This is a genomic window from Arthrobacter sp. NPDC056886, from assembly GCF_042788715.1.
Lineage (GTDB): Bacteria > Actinomycetota > Actinomycetes > Actinomycetales > Micrococcaceae > Arthrobacter.
Genome location: NZ_JBHUBT010000003.1, coordinates 474,655 through 498,215, shown reverse-complemented (window position 1 = coordinate 498,215; position 23,561 = coordinate 474,655). Strand labels below are relative to the sequence as shown.

Sequence of the window (23,561 nt, the reverse complement as noted above, 5' to 3'; positions counted from 1 at the left end):
AGACGCCCAGCCGCGGCGGGCCGCCGTACCCGGGCCCGGCCGCGGTCCGGATGGCGTCGGTGTTGGCCCGGCTCATAGGGAGATTCCCCAGCGCCGGGCCAGGAAGTCCAGGCCGCCGGGCAGGCCGTTGGACGCCGTGTCCCAGGAGTGCCCCGCGTTGGCGATCCGGTGTGTTTCGACCGTGAACCCGGCGCGGCGTGCCGCCTCGGAGAGCACGTCCATGTGGCTGATGAATTCCGGGTCATGATCCCCGGCGGCGAAGTACACGCCTTGGCCGTCAAAGCGGTTTTCCGCCATGACGCGGAGCGGGGTCAGCCGGTCGAAGGCCGCGACGTCGGCGCCAAAGGATGCTTCGATGGTCTTGGCGCGCTCCTTCGCGATGGCCGGCTCATTCTCGCTGGAGAAGGCCAGCGCTGCGCTGTAGACGTCGGGATGCCTCGTCACCATCTGCATGGCGCACGTGCCGCCGAACGAAAAGCCGCCCGCCGCCCACTGCCCCGGGCTAGGGTCGACGTCGAGCGTACGGTTGATCCAGTCCGGCACGTCCCGCGCCAGGAAAGTGTCCACCTGGGCAATCCGGCTGTCCAGGCACAGCGTGTTTCCCGACGGCGAGCCGTTGGGATCGACCACCACCACCACGGGCGCCACCCCGGCGTGCCGCGCGGCGAACCCGTCCAGCCGGCTCCGGAGCGCGCCGCCGGTCAGCCAGTCGGCGGGGCTGCCGGGCTGGCCGGAAAAGAGGACCAGCACCGGTAGCGCGGGCCGCGGGGAACTCTGGTAGGCCGGCGGGAGGTAGACGTAGGCGTCCCGGCTCTGGAAGCCGGAGACCGTGCCGGGGATAACCGCTTTGCGGATGACGCCGTGGGGAAGCTCGGCGGGTGCCCGCCAGTGGGCGAGCCCGGTGGCGGCAGGGTCGCCGGCCGTGCGCGTCAGGCCGGCCTCGAGCGGCTGGATCCGGGCCACCGCCGTTCCGGTGAGGTCCCCGACGGTGTGGTTCAGGCCGAAGTAGATGTTGATCTGGACGGCGGAAAGCGCGAGGACGGCCAGGAAGGCGGCCGTGGCTGCGGCGCTCGAGCGCCACCGATTGGGACGGCTGCGGCCACGGCCCCAGAGCCCGAACAGGCGCATCAGCCACAGGAGCAGGGCGGCGACGGCGGCAAGGGACCAGGCGAGGTTCTCGCCCGGCAGTTCGGCGGGGAAGACCGTGATCACGTAGATCAGGAACCAGTGCACGGCCGCGACGAGAGCGGCGGCGAGCAGGGTGACGGTAGCCACAACGACGGCAGCGCTGGCCAGGCGACGCTGTCCGAAGTGCCGAAAAGCGGTGTGCCGAAAAGCGCTGTGCCGCAATCCCGTGTTCCGAAGTCCGGCGTGCCAGAGGAGGTAGGCCAGGCCCGCTGCACCGGCGGCCCACGCGAGCCACACCACCGGGCCGTCGACCAGGCGGAGGCTGTCAAGGTATTCCACCGGGGCTAGCGCCAGGTGCCGACGCCGATGACCGGTCCGGCCTCAAGCCAGGACGACAACCCCGTGTAGGCATCGAAGCGCATCGCGAGAAGGACCGGCTGCCCCTCGTAGCGGAGCTCCACGATCACAGCGTCGGGCTGGACCTTGAGCAGCTCGGATTCGGTCGGCTTGCGCCGGCCAAGCAGCTCCAGCGAGCTGCGCCGGAAGGTGTGCTTGGGACGGACGCTGAGTGAGACCAGGCGGAACCACTCAAGGTCGTTGTCCTGATAACGACAAACCCCCATCTGCCAGCTTTTTCCAGCCGTGCAGATGGAGGCGTCCACCGTGCCGAGGGCGCGCCGCAGATTGAAGCGGCGCACCCCCATGAGGCACAGTGCAAATACCAGCAACGCAAACGCAGTTGCCAGGACGATGAACGGCAAACCAATATCGTTCATCAAGGTCGTGCTAGCGGATCCCCGCAGTAGCCGCTTCGCCCATTTGGGCGTTGTCAGCAACAATGACCACTCTGTTGTTGTCAACGGAGAAGAATCCCCCGTCGACGGCTACCGAGATGCGGTCACCGGACACCGGCTCGATTGCCAGCTCACCTTCGGCCAGAATCGCCAGCAGGGGCGAGTGGCCGGGCAGGATTCCGATTTCACCATCGCTGGTGCGGGCCTTGACCATCTTGGCCGCTCCGGACCACACGAAGTGATCCGCTGCGACAATCTCAACCTCAAGCTCAGCCATATTACTTGGTCTGTTCCTGGATCTTGGCCCACTGGCGCTCGACGTCGTCCAGGCCGCCGACGTTGAAGAACGCCTGCTCTGCAACGTGGTCAAGGTCGCCGTCGCAGATCGCGGTGAAGCCTTCAACAGTGTCCTTGATGGTCACGGTGGAGCCCTCGACGCCGGTGAACTGCTTGGCGGTGTAGGTGTTCTGCGAGAGGAACTGCTGGATGCGGCGTGCACGCGACACGACGATCTTGTCTTCTTCAGAGAGTTCGTCAACGCCGAGGATGGCGATGATGTCCTGAAGTTCCTTGTTCTTCTGCAGGATCTGCTTGACGCGGACGGCCGTGTTGTAGTGGGCCTGTCCGATGTACTGCGGATCCAGGATGCGGGAAGTCGACGTCAGCGGGTCAACGGCCGGGTACAGACCACGGGAGGCGATTTCACGGGAAAGTTCCGTGGTCGCGTCGAGGTGTGCGAAGGTCGTGGCCGGAGCCGGGTCGGTGTAGTCATCTGCGGGAACGTAGATGGCCTGCATCGAGGTGATGGAGTGGCCCTTGGTGGACGTGATGCGCTCCTGGAGGAGACCCATCTCGTCTGCCAGGTTGGGCTGGTAGCCCACGGCCGACGGCATGCGGCCGAGGAGGGTGGAAACCTCGGAGCCTGCCTGCGTGAAGCGGAAGATGTTGTCGATGAAGAGCAGCACGTCCTGGTTCTGCACATCGCGGAAGTACTCCGCCATGGTCAGGGCGGACAGCGCCACGCGCAGACGCGTTCCCGGCGGCTCATCCATCTGGCCGAATACAAGGGCGGTGTCCTTGAGGACGCCGGCCTCTTCCATTTCGACCCAGAGGTCGTTGCCTTCACGGGTACGCTCGCCGACACCGGCGAACACCGAGGTGCCACCGAAGTTGCGGGCAACACGGGTGATCATTTCCTGGATCAGCACGGTCTTGCCGACGCCGGCACCACCGAACAGACCGATCTTGCCACCCTTGATGTACGGGGTGAGGAGGTCGATCACCTTGATGCCGGTCTCCAGCATCTCGGTGGAGCCTTCCAGGGTCGCGAAGGCAGGAGCCTTGCGGTGGATCGGCCAGTAATCGGAAGCCTGGATCTCGGACTCGTGGACATCCAGCGGCTTGCCCAGCACGTTGAAGATGTGACCCTTGACGCCGTCGCCCACGGGCACGGTGATGGGGCCGCCGGTATCTACAACGTTGGTACCGCGGACAAGTCCGTCGGTGGCCTGGAGGGAGATAGCACGGATGAGGTTGTCGCCCAGGTGCAGGGCAACCTCGAACGTGACGGTTCGGGTCTCACCGTTGAGAGTGATCTCGGTGGTGAGTGCGTTATAAATCGGGGGAATTGCGTCAGCCGGGAATTCGACGTCGACAACCGGGCCAATAACACGTGCAATACGACCGGTAGCACCGGACGTTGCGGCTACGTGTTCGGTAGCAGTGGCAGTCATCTCTCTCACTTCACTCAGTAGATGGCGTGGGGTTAAGTTTATTCTTTGGTGCAGGTACAGCTGGATCCGGGCTCGTGCAGGCTAGGACGCGGACAACGCGTCGGCACCGGCAACGATTTCGGAAAGCTCCTGCGTAATTTCAGCCTGGCGGGCAGTGTTGCGCAGACGCGTGTACTTCTTGATGAGGTCCGTCGCGTTGTCGCCGGCGGACTTCATCGCGCGCTGGCGGGCTGCGAGCTCGGAAGCTGCTGCCTGCAACATGGCGGCGAAGATACGTGATTCGATGTAGCGCGGCAGCAGGGCATCGAGAACCTGCTCCGTTTCCGGCTCGAATTCGTAGAGGGGAAGCAGGTCCGATTCGGACGCGGCTGTCTCTTCGACGACCTCGAGCGGCAGCAGACGAACGACCGTCGGCTCCTGGGTCACCATCGACTTGAAGCGGGTGTAGACGACGTGGATTTCGTCAACGCCGCCCTCTTCGTAGGCGGTAGCGAATTCAGCCAGCAATGCTTCGCTGACTTCCCGCGCGGTCGCAAACTCCGGTGCATCCGTGTTTCCGGTCCATACGCGATCGTATTCACGGTTCCGGAAGTCGAAGTACGCCTGTGCCTTGCGGCCGACCAGGTACGTCTTGACTTCCTTGCCTTCCGCGTGGAGCAGCTCGTTGAGGCCTTCGGCCTGCTTGAGGACGCTCGCCGAGTAAGACCCTGCGAGGCCACGGTCCGAAGTGATGACCAGGACGGCGGCCCGGCGGATCTGCGCCGGCTCGGTGACCAGTGGGTGGTCAATTTCGCTCTGGCTTGCGACAGCAGAAACGGCACGCGTGATCGCGTTCGCGTAAGGCAGTGAAGCTGCTACGCGTGCGCGGGCCTTGCCGATGCGCGAGGTAGCGATCAGTTCCATCGCCTTGAAGATCTTGCGCATCGACGTCGTCGAGCTGATCTTCTGGCGGTAGACCCGGATCTGGGCTCCCATACTTATCCTTTCCTAAGATCCCGATGGCCGGGACTGCCGGAACCCGTGCGGGTCCCGGCAGTCCCTGCCAGCGAAACTAGCGCTTCTGCTTGACGATTTTTTCCTGGTCGACCTGATCCTCGCCGATGGGGGCGTGCTCCTCGTGCCCCGCACCGACCAGGAGGTTGTCTCCCTCGCCGAAGAAGCCCTTCTTGAAGTCCACGATTGCGGTCTTCAGTGCTTCAGCGGTGTCATCGTCCATGACGTTGGTCTGGGCCAGCGTCGTCAGGATGGAGGACTTGTGCTTGAGGTGCTCCAGGAACTCGGTCTCGAAGCGGTTGATGTCTTCAACCGGAACCTCGTCGAGGTGGCCGTTGGTGCCGGCCCAGATGGAGACAACCTGGTTCTCGACCGGGAACGGCGAGTACTGGCCCTGCTTGAGCAGTTCCATCAGGCGTGCGCCACGGGTCAGCTGCTGGCGCGATGCGGCGTCGAGGTCCGAGGCAAACATGGCGAAGGCCTGCATGTCGCGGTACTGGGCCAGTTCCAGCTTCAAGGTACCGGAGACCTTCTTCATGGACTTGACCTGGGCGGCGCCACCAACACGGGAGACGGAGACGCCGACGTCCACAGCGGGGCGCTGGTTGGCGTTGAAGAGGTCCGACTGCAGGAAGATCTGGCCATCGGTGATGGAGATCACGTTGGTCGGGATGTAGGCGGACACGTCGTTCGCCTTGGTCTCGATCAGCGGCAGACCGGTCATTGAGCCTGCACCGAGCTCGTCGGAGAGCTTGGCACAACGCTCCAGCAGACGGGAGTGCAAGTAGAAGACGTCGCCCGGGTAGGCTTCGCGTCCCGGCGGGCGGCGGAGCAGCAGTGACACTGCACGGTAGGCCTCGGCCTGCTTGGACAGGTCATCGAACACGATGAGGACGTGCTTGCCGCCGTACATCCAGTGCTGGCCGATAGCCGAGCCGGCGTACGGTGCCAGGTACTTGAAGCCTGCGGGGTCGGACGCGGGAGAAGCCACGATGGTGGTGTACTCCAGTGCGCCGTTGTCCTCAAGGGTCTGGCGGACAGCCGCGATCGTGGATGCCTTCTGGCCGATCGCCACGTAGATGCAGCGCACCTGCTTCTTCACGTCGCCGGAAGCCCAGTTGGCCTTCTGGTTGATGATCGTGTCGATGGCAATGGCGGACTTGCCGGTCTGGCGGTCACCGATGATCAGCTGACGCTGGCCGCGGCCGATCGGGATCATGGCGTCGATAGCCTTGAGCCCGGTCTGCATCGGCTCGTGAACCGACTTGCGCTGGGTCACGCCGGGTGCCTGAAGTTCCAGTGCACGGGTGGTCTCGGCCTTGATCTCGCCGAGGTCATCGATGGGCTGGCCCAGCGGGTCAACCACGCGGCCGAGGAAGGCGTCGCCAACCGGCACGGACAGAACCTGTCCGGTGCGGTGGACTTCCTGGCCCTCTTCGATTCCGGTGAAGTCACCGAGGATGATGACGCCGATCTCGCGGACGTCGAGGTTCTGGGCCAGGCCCAGCGTGCCGTCTTCGAAGCGAAGCAGCTCGTTCGCCATGACCGAGGGAAGGCCCTCAACACGGGCGATGCCGTCACCTGCGGTTGTTACACGGCCGACCTCTACGCGCTCTGCGTTTCCGGGTTCGTAGGACGCCGCGAACTCGTTCAACGCATTACGGACGTCGTCGGCGTTGATGGTCAATTCGGCCATCTGCAGTCCCTGCTCTCCTGTTTTCGTGATCATCGTTGCTCACGATGACCGGGGTTTCTTGTCGTTAGGTTGTGCTTGCCCGGCTAGCCGGCAAGCTGACGCTGGAGCTGGCCCAGGCGGCCGGCGACCGAAGCGTCAACCACTTCGTCACCTACCTGGATCCGGATGCCACCGATCAGTGCAGGATCAACGTTCATGTTGATCTTAAGATCGCGCCCGTAAAGGGCGTTCAGCCCGGTCTGCAAGCGGCTGGTTTGAGCCTCCGACAGCGGACGGGTGACGTTGACCGTTGCAATCCAGCGCTGCTGGCGCTTGGCGGCAAGCTCAGCAAAACGGCGAACCAGGCTGGTGACCTTGAGCCCGCGCGGAGCCGTGACGGCCTGCCCGATCAGGACTTTCGCTTCCTCGCTCGCACCAGGTACGAGCTTGTCGGCGAGGGTCACTTTGGCAGCCGGGCTGGCCTGCGGCTCGGACAGAGCACGCTGGACCTCGTGGCTGGACTGAACGGCCTGGTTGAAGGAGAACAAATCGTTCTCCAGCGATTCCAGTCCGGTAAGTCCGGAGGCAGAGACGGCCGACTTGTTCTCGGCAACAGCGATGACCACCGAAGCGGCAAGAGTCTCGAGTGCATCGCCGATATCCCGTGCCGATGCCCAGCGGGAGCCGGCCAGTCCGGCAGCGATCTCAACAGCATCAGCGGATACTTTCCCGCTGAAGAGCTGCTTGACCAGCGCCGACTTTTCGTCAGCGCTGCGGGACGGGTCAGTCAGGGCGCGGCGCAAGCCGGCCGAACTGTCCACCGTTCCCAGGATTCCGAAGAGTTCCTTTGCCAACTGCAGCGACGCGGAGGGAAGCTTGGCTTCCAATGCTGCCAGCGCAGCGGCCAGCGATTCGCTCGATACACCTGCCATTACTTAGCTACACCCGCGTTCTGGTTCTCCAGATCTGCCAGGAAGCGGTCCACCACTCGGGCCGACCGTGCATCGTCGCTCAGTGCCTCGCCGACGATGCGGCTCGCCAGCGTGGTGGCCAGCGTGCCGACCTCCGCGCGGAGCGACACAACGGCCGCCTGGCGCTCGGATTCGATCTGCGTGTGGGCCTGGGCGGTGATGCGGGCAGACTCGGCAGCAGCCTTCTCCTTCAGCTCTGCAAGGATCTGGGCACCTTCGGCGCGTGCTTCCTCGCGGATGCGGTTGGCTTCGGTGCGGGCTTCCGTGAGCTGCTGCTTGTACTCTTCGAGTGCTGCGGAGGCCTCGGCCTGGGCCTTTTCGGCCTTGGCGATGCCACCCTCGATGGCCTCGGCCCGCTCCGCGAAGGTCTTCTCGAACATCGGGACAACGTACTTGACCACAATGAACAGGAGAAGAGCAAAGCCGGCGAAGACGACAAGCATCTCCCAAGGATTGGGAACGAGGGGGTTAGTACCGCCTTCGGTGGCGGCTGAGATGATCGCTTGATTCATATTTCACCCGTCCTTATCTACTCGGTTCTGGATTTTCGGTTTGTTCTGTTTACTTGAGAACGAACGCGAAGACCAGGCCCAGGATGGCGAGGGCTTCAGTCAGCGCGAGGCCGAGGAATGCGATCGGCTGCAGGACGCGCTGGGCTTCCGGCTGACGTGCAACACCGTTGATGTAAGCCGCGAACACGAGACCCACACCGATACCACCGCCGATGGCGGAGAGGCCGTAGCCGACGAGGTTGATGGAGCCGTTGATGGAGCCTTCCATTTTTCTTCCTTTCAAGATGCCACCCATGTGGCAGGTTGTTTGGGTTGCTTCATCCCCGTGAGGGGAAGACTATGTTGTGCCTACTGGCGTTGCGCCTACTGGCGTTGCGCCTGCTGGCGTGGTGCCTAGTGGCTGTCGGCGTGCAGCGCGCCTTCGATGTAGATCGCGGTCAGCAGCGTGAAGACGTAGGCCTGCAGCACCATGATCAGCGCCTCGAGCATGTACATGGCGATGGCACCGCCAAGGACGAGTACGGACGCGCCCTTGAGGAGGACGTTTTCCTGCATCACGAGGAATTCAATGCCCGCACCGGAGATCATGATGATCAAGTGACCAGCCAGCATGGTGGCGAACAGACGGAGGCTGTGCGTGACCGGGCGGACCAGGAAGTTAGAGATGATCTCGATCGGAACGACGATCGGAAGAATGTAGAACGGCACACCAGACGGAACCGTTGCCAGCTTGAAATACTTCAGGCCGCTCTTCCTGACGCCGACAGCGATCCAGGTGATGTACACGATCGCTGCGAGCACGTAGGCCCCGCCGACGTGAGAGAAGGTGGGAAGCTGGATCAGCGGGATTGCACCGTAGATGTTGTTCACGAGAATGAAGAAGAAGAGCGTGAACAGCAGCGGGACATACTTCATGAAGTCCCGGCCGCCGATGATGTCCTTGGCGATGCTGTTGCGGACGAAGCTATAGGCGGACTCGCCTGCGAACTGCAGCTTGCCGGGAACGAGCTGCTGCTTCCGCGCAGCGATCACAAAGAATGTACCGATAATGACAACCGATAGGATTACCAGCAGCATCTGCTTGGAAAATCCATCGGCCGCACCCCAGGGGATGATAGCCGGCAGGTGAAGTTCTTCAATTCCAGGAGGCGTGAAGGTTCCTGAATCTTGGGCCGGGAGCGCAAGCGCGATCAACGCGTTTCCTCTCTGCAGTGTCCATCATTGGGCGTTGGGCGGGGACCGGCGACATTGGTGCCCGCCTCTCCCCCTGTGAAATTATTTGGCATTACTGTTCCTCGTCCTTGGACGGGCCACGTGCAGCATTGCCGTCATCAGTTGAAGTTCGGTTACTGGTGAGGCCGTGCATATGAGAAAGATAGAACCCTCCCGCAGCTCCAAGCAGAGCGCCTGCGAGCACAATCCAGCGGGTTCCCCACAGATTATCCAGTCCCCACCCTATCAAACTCCAGACGATGATTCCGCCAACAATGTAGCTAAAGACGGCGATCCCGGCGTTGTATCCGCCGTCGCTGCCATCCGTCGATACACCGGGGGCACCGGCTGTAGTTTTAGGTGTTTTGGCTGGCTTGTTAATTGGTCCGGTAAGTGGCCGGCGGCCAGTTTTGCGGCTAAACATCGGTGCCGTCTTTTCGGGGTTCGGGGTCGTTGTAAATCTGGAGCCTCGCCTTGCTGAAACCGTACATTTCGGCTGCCTGCCAGATCACCACGGTCACGACGGCGCCGATCAGGAACCAGCGGCCGTGCAGCCAGGCCGGAGCGCCGATGACGAAGAGGACCACGGCAAAGCCGACAACCTTGACGAAGTACGTCGCGACGAACAGTCCGATCGCTCCGGAGGGGTTGTTGCGGCCGACGAAGTGGCCCACCGCCAGGCTGATGGCGAAGAACGCCATTACCAGCGCTCCGCCGAAGAGGGCGGACCAGAACCCCACGGCGCCGTTGAAGATGAAGGCAGCTATGCCGGTCAGCACCAGGGCGGCGGCGGAGGCTGCGGAGCTCATGGCCAGCAGTTTGAGCCACAGGGATTTCGTGGGGCCAGAGACGCCAACGGGTCCGTTGCCGGAAGCGGGTCCCGGTTCGGCGTTGGAGGTCATGAGATCCCAATCGTCGCTGGCGTAATGCTGGTCAAGGTGGGCGGCGAAGCACCGCCCCTGAATTCTACATTAGATAGAAATTATTCGGTAAAGCGCGTCGGAGCAGGTTCCTCCGGCACGCCGGCGGGCTACTTCCTGAGGCTACTCAGGGGTGCGGGCCATCTGCCGCGGCCCCCGCTGGCGCAGGTAGGGCCAGGCAGTCACCACGGCCATGATTGCCGCGGCGGCCAGATCGACGGCGAGGACGATATGCCAGGGGAAGATCGCGAAGGCCAGCCCGCCAAAGGCCAGGATGCAGGTCCACAGGTACATCAGTACGACGGCGCCGCGGTGCGAGTACCCAATGTCCAGGAGCTTGTGGTGCAAGTGCCCGCGGTCCGCCGACCACGGCGAACGGCCCAGCGCGGTCCGCCGCACAACCGCCAGGCACAGGTCCAGCAGCGGCAGGAACAGTACTGCGAACGGCAACAGGATAGGAATAACGGTGGGAATGCCGTTGGCCCGGTCGTAGAGGCCGGAGCTGATCTGGCCGGTGGAGACGACGCCGGCCGAGGCCATCAGCAGGCCGATCAGCATAGCCCCGGAATCGCCCATGAAGATCTTCGAGGGAAACCAGTTGTGCGGCAGGAATCCAACGCAGCTGCCGACCACGATGGCGGTCAGGAGGGTGGCCAGGTCCGAGCGGTCCAGCAGGACGGCCGTCCTGTGGACCCAGTAGGCCGTGAGAAAGAACGCCGCTCCCCCGATGATCGCCACGCCCGCGGCGAGGCCGTCGAGCCCGTCAATGAAGTTGAACGCATTCATCGTGGTCACGATCAGCCCGGCAGTCAGCACGATGCTTACGGCCTCATTCTGAATCACGAACGGCTCCGGGACGAACGGGATAACCGTCATCCGGACACCCCAGGTGGCCACGACCAATGCAGCGGCGCTTTGGCCGATGAGCTTGACCCACCACCGAAGATCCAGCAGATCGTCCGCCACACCGACAAGCACGATCACGGCGGCCCCGGCCAGGATTCCCCACGGCGCCGTGTTGTTCCGGAAGATGTCCTTGACGAAGAACGAATTGCTCGCCATGACCAATGCCACCAGGACCCCCGCGAAGATGCCGAGGCCGCCGAGCCGGGAAATCGGGGTGGAATGCATGTCGCGGCTGCGGATCGGGGAATACAACTCCATCTTGTTGCCTACCAGCCGGGCACCCCAGGTCGCCGAGTACGTCACGATCGCTGCCGTCAGCATCATGAGCAGGTACATGATCACGGAAAGACCACCGACCAAGTGCCCTCAGCGCCGTCAGCGCAGGCAACACACGCCGGCACGTTCCGCAGCAGCGGAGGCACCGGTGAGCTGCGGAAATGGGGTGGATTCAATTGCCGTGGAACTGTCTTTCGAAAAATGAAACTTCTCCGTCGCCGTGCTCAGGGCAGGCAGTGCGTAGTGCCTGACAGGGCTGTATTACAGTGGACTCTAGTCAAGATACTAATGCCAACGGCCACCTGTCTTCGCGTCACACGGCCCTCCGCCGGCGGGAAATTCACTGACGGTCGTGCTGAAAGGACCCCGCGATGACCCCCTCGGTTGCAGTCGCTGCCGTGACGTTTGACCGTCCCCGGGAGCTGGCGGTCCTGATGGACGCCATCAACAACCAGACCGCTCCGGTGCAGTCCATTTGCCTCGTCGACAGCGGCACCGTGCCATCGAAGGACGTTGCCGAGCGGCACGCCAACGTGGACTATGTCCGGTCCGAGGCGAACCTGGGCGGCGCCGGCGGATTCTCGCTGGCCATCCTCAAGGCTGTGGCCAGCGGCGCTGACTGGATCTGGATGATGGACGACGACGCCGAGCCGGCAGACCCCGAATGCCTTGCCACGCTGCTGCGCGAGGCGGAGGAACGCGGCTTGGACGCTGTGGTCCCGCTCGTGGTGGCCCCGGGCCACCCCGACCAGCTGTCCTTTTTCTTCCGGCTCAACGGCAAGGTCACGCATGAGCGTGCGGAGGTGGAAAAGGTCGGGTTCCTGCCCGACAACGGACACTTCTTCAACGGCGCCCTGATCCGCTCCGATGTCTTCTTCAAGGTCGGCCTGCCGGACATGCGCCTGTTCATCCGCGGCGACGAGGTGGATTTCACGCTGAGGCTCAGGAAGGCAGGGACCCGGTTCGGCACGGTCACCACCGCTGCCATCACGCATCCGCACGCCTTCGCTGAAACCAAGCACGTCTTCGGGGCGCGGTGGCACGTGATCGTTCCGGATTCCGCCTTCAAGCGCTACTTCTACTACCGGAACCGCGGCTACATGATCCGCCGGCATTTCCGGGTGAAGTCGTTCATCGCGGATGTGGGCGGCTACCTCGGCTATTTCCTGCGCAGCGGCGACTTCCGCGGGCTTGCTGACTGGTTCCGCGCCTTTTCCGCCGGACTGCGCGGCAAGGGCTTCGGTCCGCTGGAGGACCAGAAGTTCTAACCGTCCGGGCCACAGGCGCCAGGGTTGCCGGCCCTAGCCCTGCCCGCGCAGCCGTCGGCGGAGCAGGAGCCCTAACAGCACCCAGGGCTCGCCGAACACCCGGTAGGCCACCCGCTGCGGGTGGAGCATGAGCCGCCAGGCCCACTCGAGCCCGAGCCGCCCGATCCAGCGTGGCGCCAGCTTCTGCACACCGGCAATCTGTTCGATGGCGCCGCCGACGGTGCAGTAGATAGCGGGCGGGAGCACGGCAAGCCGGCGCGCCAGGACCTGTTCCTGCAGCGGCATCCCGAGGCCCAGGAGCACAAGCTGCGGGCGCAGCCGGTTAAGCCATTCCACCGCGGCTTCCTCAACGTCATCGTTCCAGCCTTCGCCGGGCATGCCGTCAACCCGCGCCCCGGGGACGATCTCCCGCAGCCTGGCCACGGCGCCGGCGTTGGCCACGGCACCTGCGCCGATGACCGCGATGCGCTCCAGGCCCGCCACATTGCCCAGCGCGGGAATCCAGTCGGTCGACCCCAGCCGGTAGTCCATCACCGCTGCCCGGCCGTCATCCTCTTCGCCGGTCTTGGCCCAGAGCCAGAGCACCGGCGCGCCGTCGATCAGCACCACGTCGCTGCGCTCGTAGAACGACCGGAAGGCCGGATCGGAGTGCAGCAGCGTCACGCTGTGCAGGTTGTGCCCCACCATGATCCGGGTCCGGCCCTCGGCCACGTAGTTGCTGAGGACCGCGGTCAGTTCGGACACCGTAAGTGGGGTCGCTTCGACGTCGAGAAAGGGGACGGGTTGGCGCTCCAGCGTCATGCGGTGCCGGGCTCGGGCGCAGCGGGCTCGGGCGCAGCGGGCTCAGGCGCAGCGTCGCCGGCAGCATCGTCGCCGTCTGGGGCAGCATCCACGGCGTCCGGGGCGTTGCCGTCGACGTCCAGCAGGCCAGGAACCACGACGCGCAGGCGTTCGAGGCTGATGGCCCCCTGGCGCACTACGCGCAGCGGCAGGGCCGTCGCGTCGACGATGGTCGAGGCCAGGGCCTCGGCACCTTCGGCGGGCCGGGGTCCGCCCTCAAGGTAGACCTCCACGGATTCCGCCAGCTGGGCCTCGGCATCCGCGGCGGTCTGCGCCGCTGCGTGCCCGGTGCGGTTCGCGGAGGACACAGCAAGGGGCCCGGTGAGCGTCAGCAGGTCCTGGGCGATCTCGTCCGCCGGGATCCGCAGGGCCACAGTCCCCTTGGTCTCGCCGAGGTCCCAGTCCAGTGACGGCTGGGCATGCAGGATCAGGGTCAGGCCGCCGGGCCAGAACGCCTCGGCCAGCCGCCGCGCCTCGGCCGGAACATCCGTGGCGAGGCCGTCGAGGGCGTTCAGCCTGGGGATCAGCACGGGCGGAGGCATCTTCCGGCTCCGGCCCTTGGACGCGAGCAGCAGGGTCACGGCGAGCGGTGAAAAGGCATCGGCGGCGATGCCGTAGACCGTGTCCGTGGGGAAGACCACGCACTTGCTCTCCCGGATGGCCCGTTGGGCATGTTCAAGTCCTGCGGCGCGCTGCTCTGGTGCCGTGCAATCGTAGCTAGTCGTCACTGGCCTATTCTTTCATCAGTCATGACACGTTTTTTCGAGGGCGCCAGCACAGCGCTGGTAGCACGGTCCTTGCCGTTGAGGTCGCGGTGCGTGGTCACCTCGGAGAACACCCCGGTGCGGCTGAGCATCGCGGCGATCCATTCCGACTGGACTTCGGCGTGCTCCATCACGAAGTAGCCGCCGGGAACCAGCAGCCGGGCAGCCGAGGCAGCCGCCGCCGTCGGAAGTTCCATCCCGTCCGCTCCCCCGCCGTAGAGTGCCTCGGGCGGGTCGTGCAGCGCCACTTCGGGTTCGTTCGGGATCGCTTCGGCCGGAATGTAAGGCGGGTTGGAGACGACGACGTCGAAGGTGCCGTTGTGTTCGCCCAGCGCGTCGCGGAGATCGCCGCGGATGAGGTGGACGCCCAGGGGAGCCAGGTTTTTCGCCGCCCAAGCGTGCGCGAATTCGCTGTACTCCACCGCGTGGACTTCCGCGCCGGGAACCTCGTGCGCGATCGATCCCGCGATCGCGCCGGATCCGGTGCCCAGGTCCACCACTTTGGGGTGCGCCAGCCCGTCCCTGCCCTTGAGCCAGTCCAGCACCAGCTGCACCACGGATTCGGTTTCCGGCCGCGGGATAAACACGCCGGGACCGACGGCCAGGTCGAGGTAGCGGAAGTGCGCCACGCCTGTGATGTGCTGCAGCGGGATCCGTTGCGCCCGCTCGGCAACGAGATCGGCATAGCCCTCCGGAGCCGGCGAGTCGCCGAGCATCAGCGCGCGCAACCGGCCGAGCCCGACGCCAAGCAGGTGCTCGGCCAGGAGTTCGGCGTCCACGCGCGGGCTGGGCACGCCGGCCGCCGCGAGAACCGCCGTCGCCTCGCTGACGGCCTCCGCCAGGCTCGGCCCATCGCCTGCTGTCATCACAAGTGACCCGCGCCTATTCGCCGATGGCGTCGAGCCGGGACTGCTCGTCCAATTCGATGGCCGACTGGATCACCGGTTCCAGGTCACCGTTCATGACCTGGTCCAGGTTGTAGGACTTGTAGCCGGTGCGGTGGTCCGCAATCCGGTTTTCGGGGTAGTTGTACGTACGGATGCGCTCGGAGCGGTCCATGGTGCGGATCTGCGATTTGCGCTGCGCCGAGCTTTCGGCGTCGATCAGCTCCTGCTGGTGTGCCAGGATGCGGGCACGCAGCACGCGCATGCCGGCCTCACGGTTCTGCAGCTGCGACTTCTCGTTCTGCATGGCGACGACGATCCCCGTGGGCAGGTGGGTGATGCGCACAGCGGAGTCGGTGGTGTTGACCGACTGCCCGCCGGGACCTGAGGAGCGGTAGACGTCGATCTTGAGATCGTTCTGGTTGATCTCCAGTTCCTCAGGCTCGTCCACCTCGGGCAGGACCAGCACGCCGGCGGCCGAAGTGTGGATGCGGCCCTGGGATTCGGTGACGGGGACACGCTGCACCCGGTGCACGCCGCCCTCGAACTTGAGCCGGGCGTACACGCCCTCGGCCGGATCGTTCGAGTTGCCCTTGACGGCCATCTGGACGTCCTTGTAACCGCCAAGGTCCGATTCCGTCGCGGAGATGATCTCGGTCTTCCAGCCACGGGATTCCGCGTAACGGCTGTACATCCGCAGGAGGTCCGCGGCGAACAGGGCAGCTTCGTCGCCGCCTTCGCCGCCCTTGACCTCGAGGATCACGTTGCGGGCATCGTCCGGGTCGCGCGGGATCAGCAGCCGGCGCAGCTTGGCCGCCGCCGTCTCCAGCGCAGCCTCCAGCTCGGGTACCTCCGCCGCGAATTCGGGGTCCTCGTCCGCCATTTCCTTGGCAGCCGCCAGGTCATCGCTGATGGCCTCCCAGCGGTGGTATGCCTCCACAATGCCGTTCAGCTGAGCAGAACGCCGCCCCAACTTGCGGGCCAGCCGCTGGTCAGCATAAACAGCAGGATCCCCCAGCTGCGCCTGGATGGAGTCGTGCTCATCCAACAGGCCCTGTACGGACTCAAACATTTTCAAACCTCTTTCGACTTGATACCAAGTCTAGTAATGCGACAGCTAAGGTGGGCAAACAGCGAAGCCGTTCGGTTTTGCCGTCGCAGTGAGCGGGCGTAACGGCCCCTGCGCCGCGCGGGTTTTCCGCCCCGGGAGTGGCATCGGGCCTGCCGGAGCGTGGAGGCTCGGATCCGCAGGATCGAGCCTCCACGCGAAGGGGCGGGGGCGGAAAACCCGCGTGGCGAACCACGCGAGGAATCCGCTCCCGCCCCTACTTAACTACTTGTCGTTATCGGACTTCGCACCAAGCGTCGTCTTCTGCACCTGCATGAGGAACTCGACGTTGCTCTGGGTCTCCCGGATCTTGTTGGTCAGCAGCTCAAGGCTCTGCTGCGTTTCGAGTCCGGACAGGACGCGGCGCAGCTTCCACATGATCTTGACTTCCTCGGGGGAAAGCAGGTTTTCCTCACGGCGGGTACCGGACGCGTTCACGTCCACTGCCGGGAAGATGCGCTTGTCCGCGAGCTGGCGGGACAGGCGCAGTTCCATGTTGCCGGTGCCCTTGAACTCTTCGAAGATGACCTCGTCCATCTTGGAACCGGTCTCCACGAGCGCGGTGGCCAGGATGGTCAGCGAGCCGCCGTTTTCGATGTTGCGGGCTGCACCGAAGAAACGCTTCGGCGGGTACAGCGCGGCGGAGTCCACACCACCGGACAGGATGCGGCCGGAAGCCGGTGCTGCCAGGTTGTAGGCACGGCCCAGGCGGGTCATGGAGTCCAGGAGCACCACAACGTCCATGCCCATTTCCACGAGGCGCTTGGCGCGTTCGATGGAGAGCTCGGCCACGGTGGTGTGGTCGTCGGCGGGACGGTCGAAGGTGGAGGCAATGACCTCACCCTTGACGGTGCGCTGCATGTCCGTGACTTCTTCGGGGCGTTCGTCAACAAGCACCATCATGAGGTGGACCTCAGGATTGTTGGTGGTGATGGCGTTGGCGATGGACTGCAGGATGAGCGTCTTGCCGGCCTTCGGCGGCGAAACGATCAGGCCGCGCTGGCCCTTGCCGATCGGGGCCACGAGGTCGATCACGCGGGGGCCGATCTTCTTCGGGTCCGTCTCGAGGCGCAGGCGCTCGGAGGGGTACAGCGGGACGAGCTTCGCGAACTCGACGCGGTCCTTGAGTTCTTCCGGCGTCTTGCCGTTCACCGAGGTGACGCGGACCAGGGCGTTGAACTTCTGGCGGGCGGACTGCTGGCTGCGGTCCTCGCCTTCCCGGGGTGCACGGATGGCACCGACGCAGGCGTCGCCCTTGCGCAGGTTGTACTTCTTGACCTGGGCGAGCGAGACGTAGACGTCGTTCGGGCCCGGCAGGTAGCCGGAGGTGCGGATGAACGCGTAGTTCTCCAGCACGTCGAGGATGCCGGCGACCGGCAGGAGGACATCGTCCTCGGTGACCTCGACGTCGTCGACGTCCGGTCCCTGCTGACGCCCGCGGCGGCGGTCGTTGCGGTCGCGGAAACGGTCGTTGCGCGAGGAGTTGTCGCGGCTGTCCTGCTGGCCTTGGCGGTCACCGCGGTCGTTGCGGTCACGACGGTTGCGGCGGTTCCGGCGGCTTCCGCCATCAGAATCATCAGTGTCGCGGGTGTTCTCGCGGCTGCCGGCGGTTTCGTCGCGGCCGCCACGGGTGCGGGTGTCGCGGCGCTGGCCGTCTTCACTGGGCTCGGCCTGGCGCTGTTCGCGCTGTTCAGTGCGCTGTTCACGCTGCTCAGTGCGCTGTTCACGCTGTTCAGTGCGCTGCTCAGTGGCAGGCTGCTCAGCCTGGGCCTCGACGGCGTTCTGGCCAGCGGCTTCGGTGCCCTGGGCTGCGGCTTCGCCGCGGCGGCGGTTGCGGGTGCGCGGCTGCCGCGTGCGGTCACCGGATTCCGTACCGGAGACGGCAGAGCCGGCTTCCGCAGTGGCGGATTCCCGGGCGCCGGACTCAGTGGAAACCGCGGGGGCTTCAACCGCGGCGGCGGGTGCCTCAGCGGCAGGCGCCGTGACAACGCCGTCGCTGCCTGCACGGCGGCTGCGTCCGCGGCGGGCGCGGGGGCTTTCCTGGGCGGCCTCGTCGGCGGCGGGCGCCGCTGCCGGGGCGGCTGCGCGGGAAACAGTGCCGTTGTCGCTCGCCTTTTCGGCAGCGCGGGCCGGAGCCTTGCTTACCGGGGTGCCTGCGCGGTGGGCGGAAATGGCCGTGACCAGATCGCCCTTGCGCATGCGGGAACCGCCAGAGATGCCCAGCTGGCTGGCGAGGGCCTGGAGCTGGGCGAGCTTGAGGCCTGCAAGGCCGCTGCTCTTGGCGGGTGCTGCCGTTGATTCGGCAGCAGAAGATGTATCCACAGCCGGAGACAGCTCAGTGGTTTCGGTCACGAAGGATCCTTCCCCCTCGACGGCGTCCAGGCTAAGAGCTGGACGCGGTGATTTGATCTGGGCTGCAGTTCAGATCTGCAGCCGGGATTTCGGCCTTGCCGGATGGATTTCGGCCAGCAGGGCCGGATACTGCTTCACCATGCACGATCCGAGAAATGAGGAACGGCGGGCTGAGTTTCAGGGGGCAGAACAATTCTGCTGATTCCTGCGTCAGACCGAAAGCAGGTGGCACCGGAAAATATTGCGCAGTGAAAGATGAGAGAGGCTACGTGGCCAACATCGCGGTCTTACAACGGTTACTAAATTTACCGCCTGCGTATTTACCGCCGGTGCACTTCCACTTTAGCACCTTCAACGTCCACGGCCAGCTTCATCACGCGCCAGCCTACTTCCGGCGTGTTGCCCGCGGTGTGGGCGCCGATGAAGTCCACCACCTCACGGGCTTCCGCTTCTCCGTTGGCCAGCACCAGCACGGTGGGTCCGGCGCCGGATACGACGGCGGCGTGCCCTGCCCGGCGCAGCGCGCCGATCAGCTCGGCGCTGGGCCGCATGGCCTGGGCGCGGTAGCTCTGGTGCAGGTAGTCCTCGGTGCCGGGCAGCAGGAACTCCGGGTTGGCGGTCAGGGCATGGATCAGCAGGGCCGCGCGGCCGGAGTTCATGGCCGCGGCATGGTGGCCCACCGATGCCGGCAAGAGCGCCCGGGCGGCCTCAGTGGAGAGTTCGTAGTCCGGCACGGCAACAACCGGGATGACCGAGGCGGCCACCGACGCGCACGTGCTGCTGTACTGGTCACTGTCCTGCCATGACAGCGCCAGTCCGCCGAAAATGGCGGGTGCCACGTTGTCTGGGTGGCCTTCCATTTCGCTCGTGAGCTGCAGGATCCAGTCCCGGCCCCGCCGCGAGGCCTCCGGGACCAAGGCATTCGCGGCGCTCACGGCCGCCACCACGGCCGACGCCGAGGAACCCAGGCCCCGCCCGTGCGGGTTGACGTTGTCCGCCGTGATCCGCAGGCCTTCGTGCCGGAATCCGAGGCGGTGCAGTGCCTCCGTGAGGGCCTTGACCACCAGGTGCGTCGCATCGCGGGGCAGGGACTCGGCACCCTCGCCACTGAGCTCGAATTCAAGTTCACCGCTGGCCAGGGTTTCGACGGTGAGCGTGTCATGCAGCGTGAGCGCCAGGCCGAGGCTGTCGTACCCGGGGCCCAGGTTGGCGCTGGTGGCCGGCACGCGCACGGTGACCAGCTGGCCCGCCGGAACGGCCGGCGAGCCGGCAGCTGATTCGGCCGGGACGGTGAGGGTTGTTTCCAACGTTATTTTTCTTCCAGTCCCAGTGCTGCGGCGACAGTGACGACGTCGTTGGAGACCTTGACCGGCTGGACTTCACTGCCGTCCTCGGTGCGCAGGGCCCACTGCGGGTCCTTGAGGCCGTGACCGGTCACCGTGATCACGATCGTCTTGCCGGCCGGCACTTCCCCGGCCGCGTGCTTCTTGATCAGTCCGGCGACGCCGGCAGCAGAGCCGGGCTCCACGAAGACGCCTTCCCGGGCGGAGAGCCAGCGGTGCGCGGACAGGATTTCCTCGTCCGTGACGGCCTCGATGACGCCACCGGATTCGTCCCGGGCCGCCACGGCGGTGTCCCAGGAGGCCGGGTTGCCGATCCGGATGGCGGTGGCAATGGTGTCGGGCTCGGTGATGGGGTGGCCGGCCACGAAGGGCGCCGCCCCTGCGGCCTGGAAGCCCCACATGACAGGGGTCTTGGTGGACACGGCAGGCAGCGATCCGGCGGTGGGCGACTCAAATGCCGCGGCGTACTCCTTGTAGCCTTTCCAGTACGCGCTGATGTTGCCGGCGTTGCCCACCGGAAGCACGTGGAAGTCGGGGGCGTCGCCGAGCGAATCCACCACTTCGAAGGCACCCGTCTTCTGGCCTTCGATCCGGGCCGGGTTGACGGAGTTGACCAGGAACACCGGGTAGGACTCGCCGAGCTTGCGGGCGATGTCGAGGCAGTCGTCGAAGTTGCCGTCCACCTGGAGCAGGGTGGCTCCGTGCGCGACTGCCTGGCTCAGCTTGCCCATGGAGATCTTGCCCTCGGGAACCAGCACCGCACACTGCAGCCCGGCCGCCGTCGCATAGGCTGCGGCGGACGCAGAGGTGTTGCCGGTGGAGGCGCAGACCACGGCCTTGGCGCCGGCGGCCACCGCTGCCGTCATGGCCATGGTCATGCCGCGGTCCTTGAAGGAACCGGTCGGGTTCATGCCTTCGACCTTGAGGTACACGGTGCTGCCGGTCAGCTCGGAGAGCTGGCGGGCGTGGACTAGCGGGGTGCCGCCCTCGCCCAGGCTAATGACCTTGGTGGCTTCCGTAACAGGAAGACGATCAGCGTATTCGCGGATGACACCGCGCCATTGGTGAGCCATTTAGACTCCTTCTACCCGGAGTACGGATGTGACGGAATTGATGACGTCCAGGCGCCTGACGGCCTCGACGGTTGCTGCAAGTGCGGCCTCGCGTGCACGGTGTGTCACGATCCGCAGCTCGGCCGACTCCACGTTGGAGTCGGCGTCGCGGTGGATGGTCTGCCTCATGATTTCAATGGACACACCGTGCTCCGCGAAGAGCTGCGCGATCCGGGCCAGGACGCCGGGCTGGTCCGCGACGTCGAGTCCGATGTAGTAGCTCGTGACGGCTGCGTCGATGGGCAGCGGGGGTACGTATCCGGTGGTGGTTTCGGTCCGGCCGGGGCCGCCGAGGACAATGCGCCGGGCCGCGGACACGAGGTCGCCCAGCACGGCGGAGGCCGTTGGGGTGCCACCGGCGCCCTGGCCGTAGAACATGAGCTCGCCGGCGTTTTCGGCTTCGATGAAGACGGCGTTGAACGCGCCGCGGACGGCGGCGAGGGGGTGCTCACGGGGCAGCAGCGTGGGGTGGACGCGGACCGAGACGCCGGTCTTGCCGTTCTCGTCATCGAGTTTCTCGGCGATCGCGAGCAGCTTGATGACAAAGCCGGCTTCCTTGGCGGCGGCGATGTCCGCCGCGGTGACCGACGTGATGCCCTCGCAGGAGACGTCTTCCAGGGCGAACCGCGTGTGGAAGGACAGCGAGGCAAGGATCGCGGCCTTGGCGGCGGCGTCGTAGCCTTCGATGTCGGCAGTGGGGTCGGCTTCCGCGTAACCCAGGCGCTGGGCCTCGGCCAGCGCATCTGCGAACTGCGCGCCGGTGGAGTCCATCTGGTCGAGGATGAAGTTGGTGGTGCCGTTGACAATGCCGAGCACCCGGGTGATCCGGTCGCCGGACAGGCTGTCGCGGATGGGCCGCAGGATGGGGATGGCGCCGGCCACGGCTGCCTCATAGGAAAGCTGCACCCCGGCCTTGTCCGCTTCCTCGTACAGTGTGGGACCGTCCTGGGCCAGGAGCGCCTTATTGCCGCTGACAACACAGGCACCGTGCCGCATGGCAGTCAGGATCAGGGTCCGGGCCGGCTCAATCCCGCCCATGAGCTCGATGACGACGTCGGCGTCCTTGACCAGGACTTCGGCGTCAGTTGTGAACAGCTCCTGCGGCAATTCGACGTCGCGCTCCGCCTCGAGGTTGCGCACCGCGATGCCCTGCAGCTCCAGCCGCGCGCCAGTGCGCGCGGCAAGGGCCTCGGCGTCGTCAATGAGAATCCGCGCAACCTGGGCCCCAACGTTGCCACAGCCCAGCAGGGCCACTTTCAGGGTTCGCAATTCAGACATTCAGACTCCCATGTCGCGGTTGAGCAAATCTTCTTCGGTTTCCCCGCGGACAATGAGCCGGGCAGATCCGTCGCTGACAGCGATTACGCCCGGCCGGGCCAGATAGTTGTAGTTGCTTGACAGGGCCCAGCAGTAGGCGCCGGTCCCCGGTACAGCAAGCAGATCACCGGCTGCCACGTCCTCGGGCAGATATACATCTCTAACAACTATGTCGCCGCTCTCGCAATGTTTGCCCACCACTCGGGACAGCTGCGGCGCCGCATCGGAGCTCCGCGAGGCGAGAATCGCCGAATAATCCGCGTCGTACAGCACCGGCCGGGGGTTGTCGCTCATCCCGCCGTCCACCGACACATACCGGCGCGGATACGTAACGTCCCCCGCGGCGTCGTGGCTGGTCGCGGCGTCAACCGTGGCCCCGGAACCCGGGGAATCTACGCGGACGGTCTTGAGCGTGCCGACCTCATACAGCGTGAAGGTGGTGCTGCCGACGATCGCGCGGCCGGGTTCGATCGAAATCCGGGGGGCGGCAATGTCCAATTCAGCGCACTTGGACCGGACGACGGCGGCCATCGCCTGCGCGATCTCGGCAGGCGGGCGCGGTGTGTCAACGGGGGTGTAGGCGATCCCGTAGCCGCCGCCGAGGTCAAGTTCTGGCAGCACGATGGAGTACTTCGACTGCATCGCTGCCAGGAAGTCCAGCAACCTCTCGGCGGCGAGGGCGAAACCGTCCGGCTCGAAGATCTGGGAGCCGATGTGGCAGTGCAGGCCCAGCAGCTCGATGCTCGCGTGCCCGGTCGCCGCGGCCACGGCTTCCTCCGCGGCGGACAGCCCGGCCTGGTCCGTGGAGTCCCCGGCCATGGACAGCCCGAATTTCTGGTCCTCATGGGCGGTGGCGATGAATTCGTGGGTGTGGGCGTGCACGCCGGGGGTCAGCCGCAGCATCACCCTGGCGGTGTCACCCCGGTTGGCGGCGATCGCCGCGACGCGTTCGAGCTCGTCGAGGCTGTCCACCACGATCCGGCCCAGCTGCATGTCCAGGGCCCGGTGGATTTCGCCGTCGGACTTGTTGTTTCCGTGCAGGGCGACGTCGGCGCCGGGGATGCCGGCGCGGAAGGCGACGGCGAGCTCGCCGCCGGACGCCGTGTCCAGGCGCAGCCCCTCCTCCTCGACCCAGCGGACCACGGAGGTGCACAGGAAGGACTTGCCGGCATAGTAGACGTCCACTCCCCCGCAGATATCGGCGAAGGCGTCGTTGAACGCGTCGCTGAAGGCCCGGGCCCGGGCCCGGAAGTCGGTCTCGCTCAGCACGAACAGCGGCGTGCCGTACTGGCGCTGCAGCTCGCTGACCGCCAGCCCCTCGATGGTGAGCTCGCCGGCGTCGTTCCGAGTGACCCCGGCCGCCCACAGCGGTTCGTGGAGGGCGTTGAGGTCGGCAGGGACCTCGAGCCAGTCCGGCGCGAGCGGTGACTGTCCTGATTTTGACGTCATGGCG

General features: G+C 65.5%; 23 protein-coding genes. 1 reads left to right on the top strand and 22 read right to left on the bottom strand.

The window, feature by feature from the left end:
* Positions 1-72 precede the first annotated feature (72 nt).
* The 13 genes from ACFRJ8_RS08015 to ACFRJ8_RS07955 all read right to left on the bottom strand — a co-directional run bounded on the left by ACFRJ8_RS08015 (position 73) and on the right by ACFRJ8_RS07955 (position 11,186).
* Positions 73-1,467, bottom strand: a complete 1,395-nt coding sequence (locus ACFRJ8_RS08015) for an alpha/beta hydrolase (protein WP_377985569.1) — start codon at positions 1,465-1,467, stop codon at positions 73-75.
* Between the two features lie 5 nt (positions 1,468-1,472).
* Positions 1,473-1,904 carry a DUF2550 domain-containing protein gene (locus ACFRJ8_RS08010; RefSeq protein WP_377985568.1) on the bottom strand — a complete coding sequence of 144 codons (432 nt, stop codon included), beginning with the start codon at positions 1,902-1,904 and terminating at the stop codon, positions 1,473-1,475.
* 10 nt (positions 1,905-1,914) lie between these two features.
* Complete coding sequence (locus tag ACFRJ8_RS08005) at positions 1,915-2,199, bottom strand: F0F1 ATP synthase subunit epsilon (RefSeq protein WP_090581408.1); 285 nt, start codon at positions 2,197-2,199, stop codon at positions 1,915-1,917.
* Between the two features lies 1 nt (position 2,200).
* On the bottom strand, positions 2,201-3,655 hold the full coding sequence (gene atpD, locus ACFRJ8_RS08000; RefSeq protein ID WP_377985567.1) for a F0F1 ATP synthase subunit beta: 1,455 nt from the start codon (positions 3,653-3,655) through the stop codon (positions 2,201-2,203).
* An 81-nt stretch (positions 3,656-3,736) separates the two neighbouring features.
* Positions 3,737-4,630 carry a F0F1 ATP synthase subunit gamma gene (locus tag ACFRJ8_RS07995; protein WP_377985566.1) on the bottom strand — a complete coding sequence of 298 codons (894 nt, stop codon included), beginning with the start codon at positions 4,628-4,630 and terminating at the stop codon, positions 3,737-3,739.
* A gap of 76 nt (positions 4,631-4,706) precedes the next feature.
* Complete coding sequence (gene atpA / locus ACFRJ8_RS07990; protein ID WP_026266817.1) at positions 4,707-6,344, bottom strand: F0F1 ATP synthase subunit alpha; 1,638 nt, start codon at positions 6,342-6,344, stop codon at positions 4,707-4,709.
* 83 nt (positions 6,345-6,427) lie between these two features.
* The gene (locus tag ACFRJ8_RS07985) at positions 6,428-7,255 is read right to left on the bottom strand and encodes a F0F1 ATP synthase subunit delta (RefSeq protein WP_377985565.1); all 828 of its coding nucleotides are present in this window, start codon (positions 7,253-7,255) and stop codon (positions 6,428-6,430) included.
* Positions 7,255-7,806, bottom strand: coding sequence for a F0F1 ATP synthase subunit B (locus tag ACFRJ8_RS07980; RefSeq protein ID WP_120954420.1), 552 nt, complete (start codon positions 7,804-7,806; stop codon positions 7,255-7,257). The genes ACFRJ8_RS07985 and ACFRJ8_RS07980 overlap by 1 nt, the downstream gene beginning before the upstream one ends.
* A 49-nt stretch (positions 7,807-7,855) precedes the next feature.
* Positions 7,856-8,074 (bottom strand): ATP synthase F0 subunit C, encoded by a 219-nt coding sequence (gene atpE / locus ACFRJ8_RS07975; RefSeq protein ID WP_091559519.1) that lies wholly within the window; start codon positions 8,072-8,074, stop codon positions 7,856-7,858.
* Positions 8,075-8,199: 125 nt separating this feature from the next.
* The gene (gene atpB, locus ACFRJ8_RS07970) at positions 8,200-9,000 is read right to left on the bottom strand and encodes a F0F1 ATP synthase subunit A (RefSeq protein ID WP_377985564.1); all 801 of its coding nucleotides are present in this window, start codon (positions 8,998-9,000) and stop codon (positions 8,200-8,202) included.
* 91 nt (positions 9,001-9,091) lie between these two features.
* A complete protein-coding gene (locus ACFRJ8_RS07965) occupies positions 9,092-9,442 on the bottom strand; it encodes a hypothetical protein (RefSeq protein ID WP_377985563.1) in 351 nt (116 codons plus the stop codon).
* Positions 9,435-9,920: a hypothetical protein gene (locus tag ACFRJ8_RS07960; RefSeq protein ID WP_377985562.1), complete on the bottom strand. Its 486-nt coding sequence runs from the start codon at positions 9,918-9,920 to the stop codon at positions 9,435-9,437. Before ACFRJ8_RS07960 ends, ACFRJ8_RS07965 begins: the two co-directional genes overlap by 8 nt.
* 141 nt (positions 9,921-10,061) lie before the next feature.
* Complete coding sequence (locus tag ACFRJ8_RS07955) at positions 10,062-11,186, bottom strand: MraY family glycosyltransferase (protein WP_377985561.1); 1,125 nt, start codon at positions 11,184-11,186, stop codon at positions 10,062-10,064.
* 305 nt (positions 11,187-11,491) lie between these two features.
* On the opposite strand from ACFRJ8_RS07955, the gene ACFRJ8_RS07950 reads away from it, so the two are divergent.
* The gene (locus tag ACFRJ8_RS07950; RefSeq protein WP_377985560.1) at positions 11,492-12,388 is read left to right on the top strand and encodes a glycosyltransferase; all 897 of its coding nucleotides are present in this window, start codon (positions 11,492-11,494) and stop codon (positions 12,386-12,388) included.
* Between the two features lie 33 nt (positions 12,389-12,421).
* On the opposite strand, the gene ACFRJ8_RS07945 is transcribed toward ACFRJ8_RS07950, so the two are convergent.
* From ACFRJ8_RS07945 to lysA, 9 genes are all read right to left on the bottom strand, one after another.
* Positions 12,422-13,189, bottom strand: coding sequence for a WecB/TagA/CpsF family glycosyltransferase (locus tag ACFRJ8_RS07945; protein WP_377985559.1), 768 nt, complete (start codon positions 13,187-13,189; stop codon positions 12,422-12,424).
* Positions 13,186-13,956, bottom strand: a complete 771-nt coding sequence (locus ACFRJ8_RS07940; protein WP_377985558.1) for an L-threonylcarbamoyladenylate synthase — start codon at positions 13,954-13,956, stop codon at positions 13,186-13,188. The genes ACFRJ8_RS07945 and ACFRJ8_RS07940 overlap by 4 nt, the downstream gene beginning before the upstream one ends.
* Entirely contained in the window at positions 13,953-14,858 is a 906-nt protein-coding gene (gene prmC / locus ACFRJ8_RS07935) for a peptide chain release factor N(5)-glutamine methyltransferase (protein ID WP_377985557.1), read from the bottom strand. The genes ACFRJ8_RS07940 and prmC overlap by 4 nt, the downstream gene beginning before the upstream one ends.
* Positions 14,859-14,874: 16 nt before the next feature.
* Positions 14,875-15,948, bottom strand: coding sequence for a peptide chain release factor 1 (gene prfA / locus ACFRJ8_RS07930; RefSeq protein WP_377985556.1), 1,074 nt, complete (start codon positions 15,946-15,948; stop codon positions 14,875-14,877).
* A gap of 261 nt (positions 15,949-16,209) precedes the next feature.
* Complete coding sequence (gene rho, locus ACFRJ8_RS07925) at positions 16,210-18,336, bottom strand: transcription termination factor Rho (protein WP_377985555.1); 2,127 nt, start codon at positions 18,334-18,336, stop codon at positions 16,210-16,212.
* A 320-nt stretch (positions 18,337-18,656) separates the two neighbouring features.
* Positions 18,657-19,643 (bottom strand): homoserine kinase, encoded by a 987-nt coding sequence (gene thrB, locus ACFRJ8_RS07920; RefSeq protein ID WP_377985554.1) that lies wholly within the window; start codon positions 19,641-19,643, stop codon positions 18,657-18,659.
* 2 nt (positions 19,644-19,645) lie between these two features.
* Complete coding sequence (gene thrC / locus ACFRJ8_RS07915; protein ID WP_377985553.1) at positions 19,646-20,752, bottom strand: threonine synthase; 1,107 nt, start codon at positions 20,750-20,752, stop codon at positions 19,646-19,648.
* Positions 20,753-22,069: a homoserine dehydrogenase gene (locus ACFRJ8_RS07910; RefSeq protein WP_377985552.1), complete on the bottom strand. Its 1,317-nt coding sequence runs from the start codon at positions 22,067-22,069 to the stop codon at positions 20,753-20,755.
* Positions 22,070-23,557: a diaminopimelate decarboxylase gene (gene lysA, locus ACFRJ8_RS07905; protein ID WP_377985551.1), complete on the bottom strand. Its 1,488-nt coding sequence runs from the start codon at positions 23,555-23,557 to the stop codon at positions 22,070-22,072.
* Positions 23,558-23,561 lie beyond the last annotated feature (4 nt).

Excerpts from the sequence above, each read along its gene's own strand:
- ACFRJ8_RS08010 (WP_377985568.1), bottom strand. The coding sequence starts at position 1,904 with ATGAACGATATTGGTTTGCCGTTCATCGTCCTGGCAACTGCGTTTGCG.
- ACFRJ8_RS08005 (WP_090581408.1), bottom strand. The coding sequence starts at position 2,199 with ATGGCTGAGCTTGAGGTTGAGATTGTCGCAGCGGATCACTTCGTGTGG.
- atpD (WP_377985567.1), bottom strand. The coding sequence starts at position 3,655 with ATGACTGCCACTGCTACCGAACACGTAGCCGCAACGTCCGGTGCTACC.
- ACFRJ8_RS07995 (WP_377985566.1), bottom strand. The coding sequence starts at position 4,630 with ATGGGAGCCCAGATCCGGGTCTACCGCCAGAAGATCAGCTCGACGACG.
- atpA (WP_026266817.1), bottom strand. The coding sequence starts at position 6,344 with ATGGCCGAATTGACCATCAACGCCGACGACGTCCGTAATGCGTTGAAC.
- ACFRJ8_RS07985 (WP_377985565.1), bottom strand. The coding sequence starts at position 7,255 with ATGGCAGGTGTATCGAGCGAATCGCTGGCCGCTGCGCTGGCAGCATTG.
- ACFRJ8_RS07980 (WP_120954420.1), bottom strand. The coding sequence starts at position 7,806 with ATGAATCAAGCGATCATCTCAGCCGCCACCGAAGGCGGTACTAACCCC.
- atpE (WP_091559519.1), bottom strand. The coding sequence starts at position 8,074 with ATGGAAGGCTCCATCAACGGCTCCATCAACCTCGTCGGCTACGGCCTC.
- ACFRJ8_RS07965 (WP_377985563.1), bottom strand. The coding sequence starts at position 9,442 with ATGTTTAGCCGCAAAACTGGCCGCCGGCCACTTACCGGACCAATTAAC.
- ACFRJ8_RS07960 (WP_377985562.1), bottom strand. The coding sequence starts at position 9,920 with ATGACCTCCAACGCCGAACCGGGACCCGCTTCCGGCAACGGACCCGTT.
- ACFRJ8_RS07950 (WP_377985560.1), top strand. The coding sequence starts at position 11,492 with ATGACCCCCTCGGTTGCAGTCGCTGCCGTGACGTTTGACCGTCCCCGG.
- ACFRJ8_RS07945 (WP_377985559.1), bottom strand. The coding sequence starts at position 13,189 with ATGACGCTGGAGCGCCAACCCGTCCCCTTTCTCGACGTCGAAGCGACC.
- prmC (WP_377985557.1), bottom strand. The coding sequence starts at position 14,858 with ATGACAGCAGGCGATGGGCCGAGCCTGGCGGAGGCCGTCAGCGAGGCG.
- prfA (WP_377985556.1), bottom strand. The coding sequence starts at position 15,948 with ATGTTTGAGTCCGTACAGGGCCTGTTGGATGAGCACGACTCCATCCAG.
- thrC (WP_377985553.1), bottom strand. The coding sequence starts at position 20,752 with ATGGCTCACCAATGGCGCGGTGTCATCCGCGAATACGCTGATCGTCTT.
- ACFRJ8_RS07910 (WP_377985552.1), bottom strand. The coding sequence starts at position 22,069 with ATGTCTGAATTGCGAACCCTGAAAGTGGCCCTGCTGGGCTGTGGCAAC.
- lysA (WP_377985551.1), bottom strand. The coding sequence starts at position 23,557 with ATGACGTCAAAATCAGGACAGTCACCGCTCGCGCCGGACTGGCTCGAG.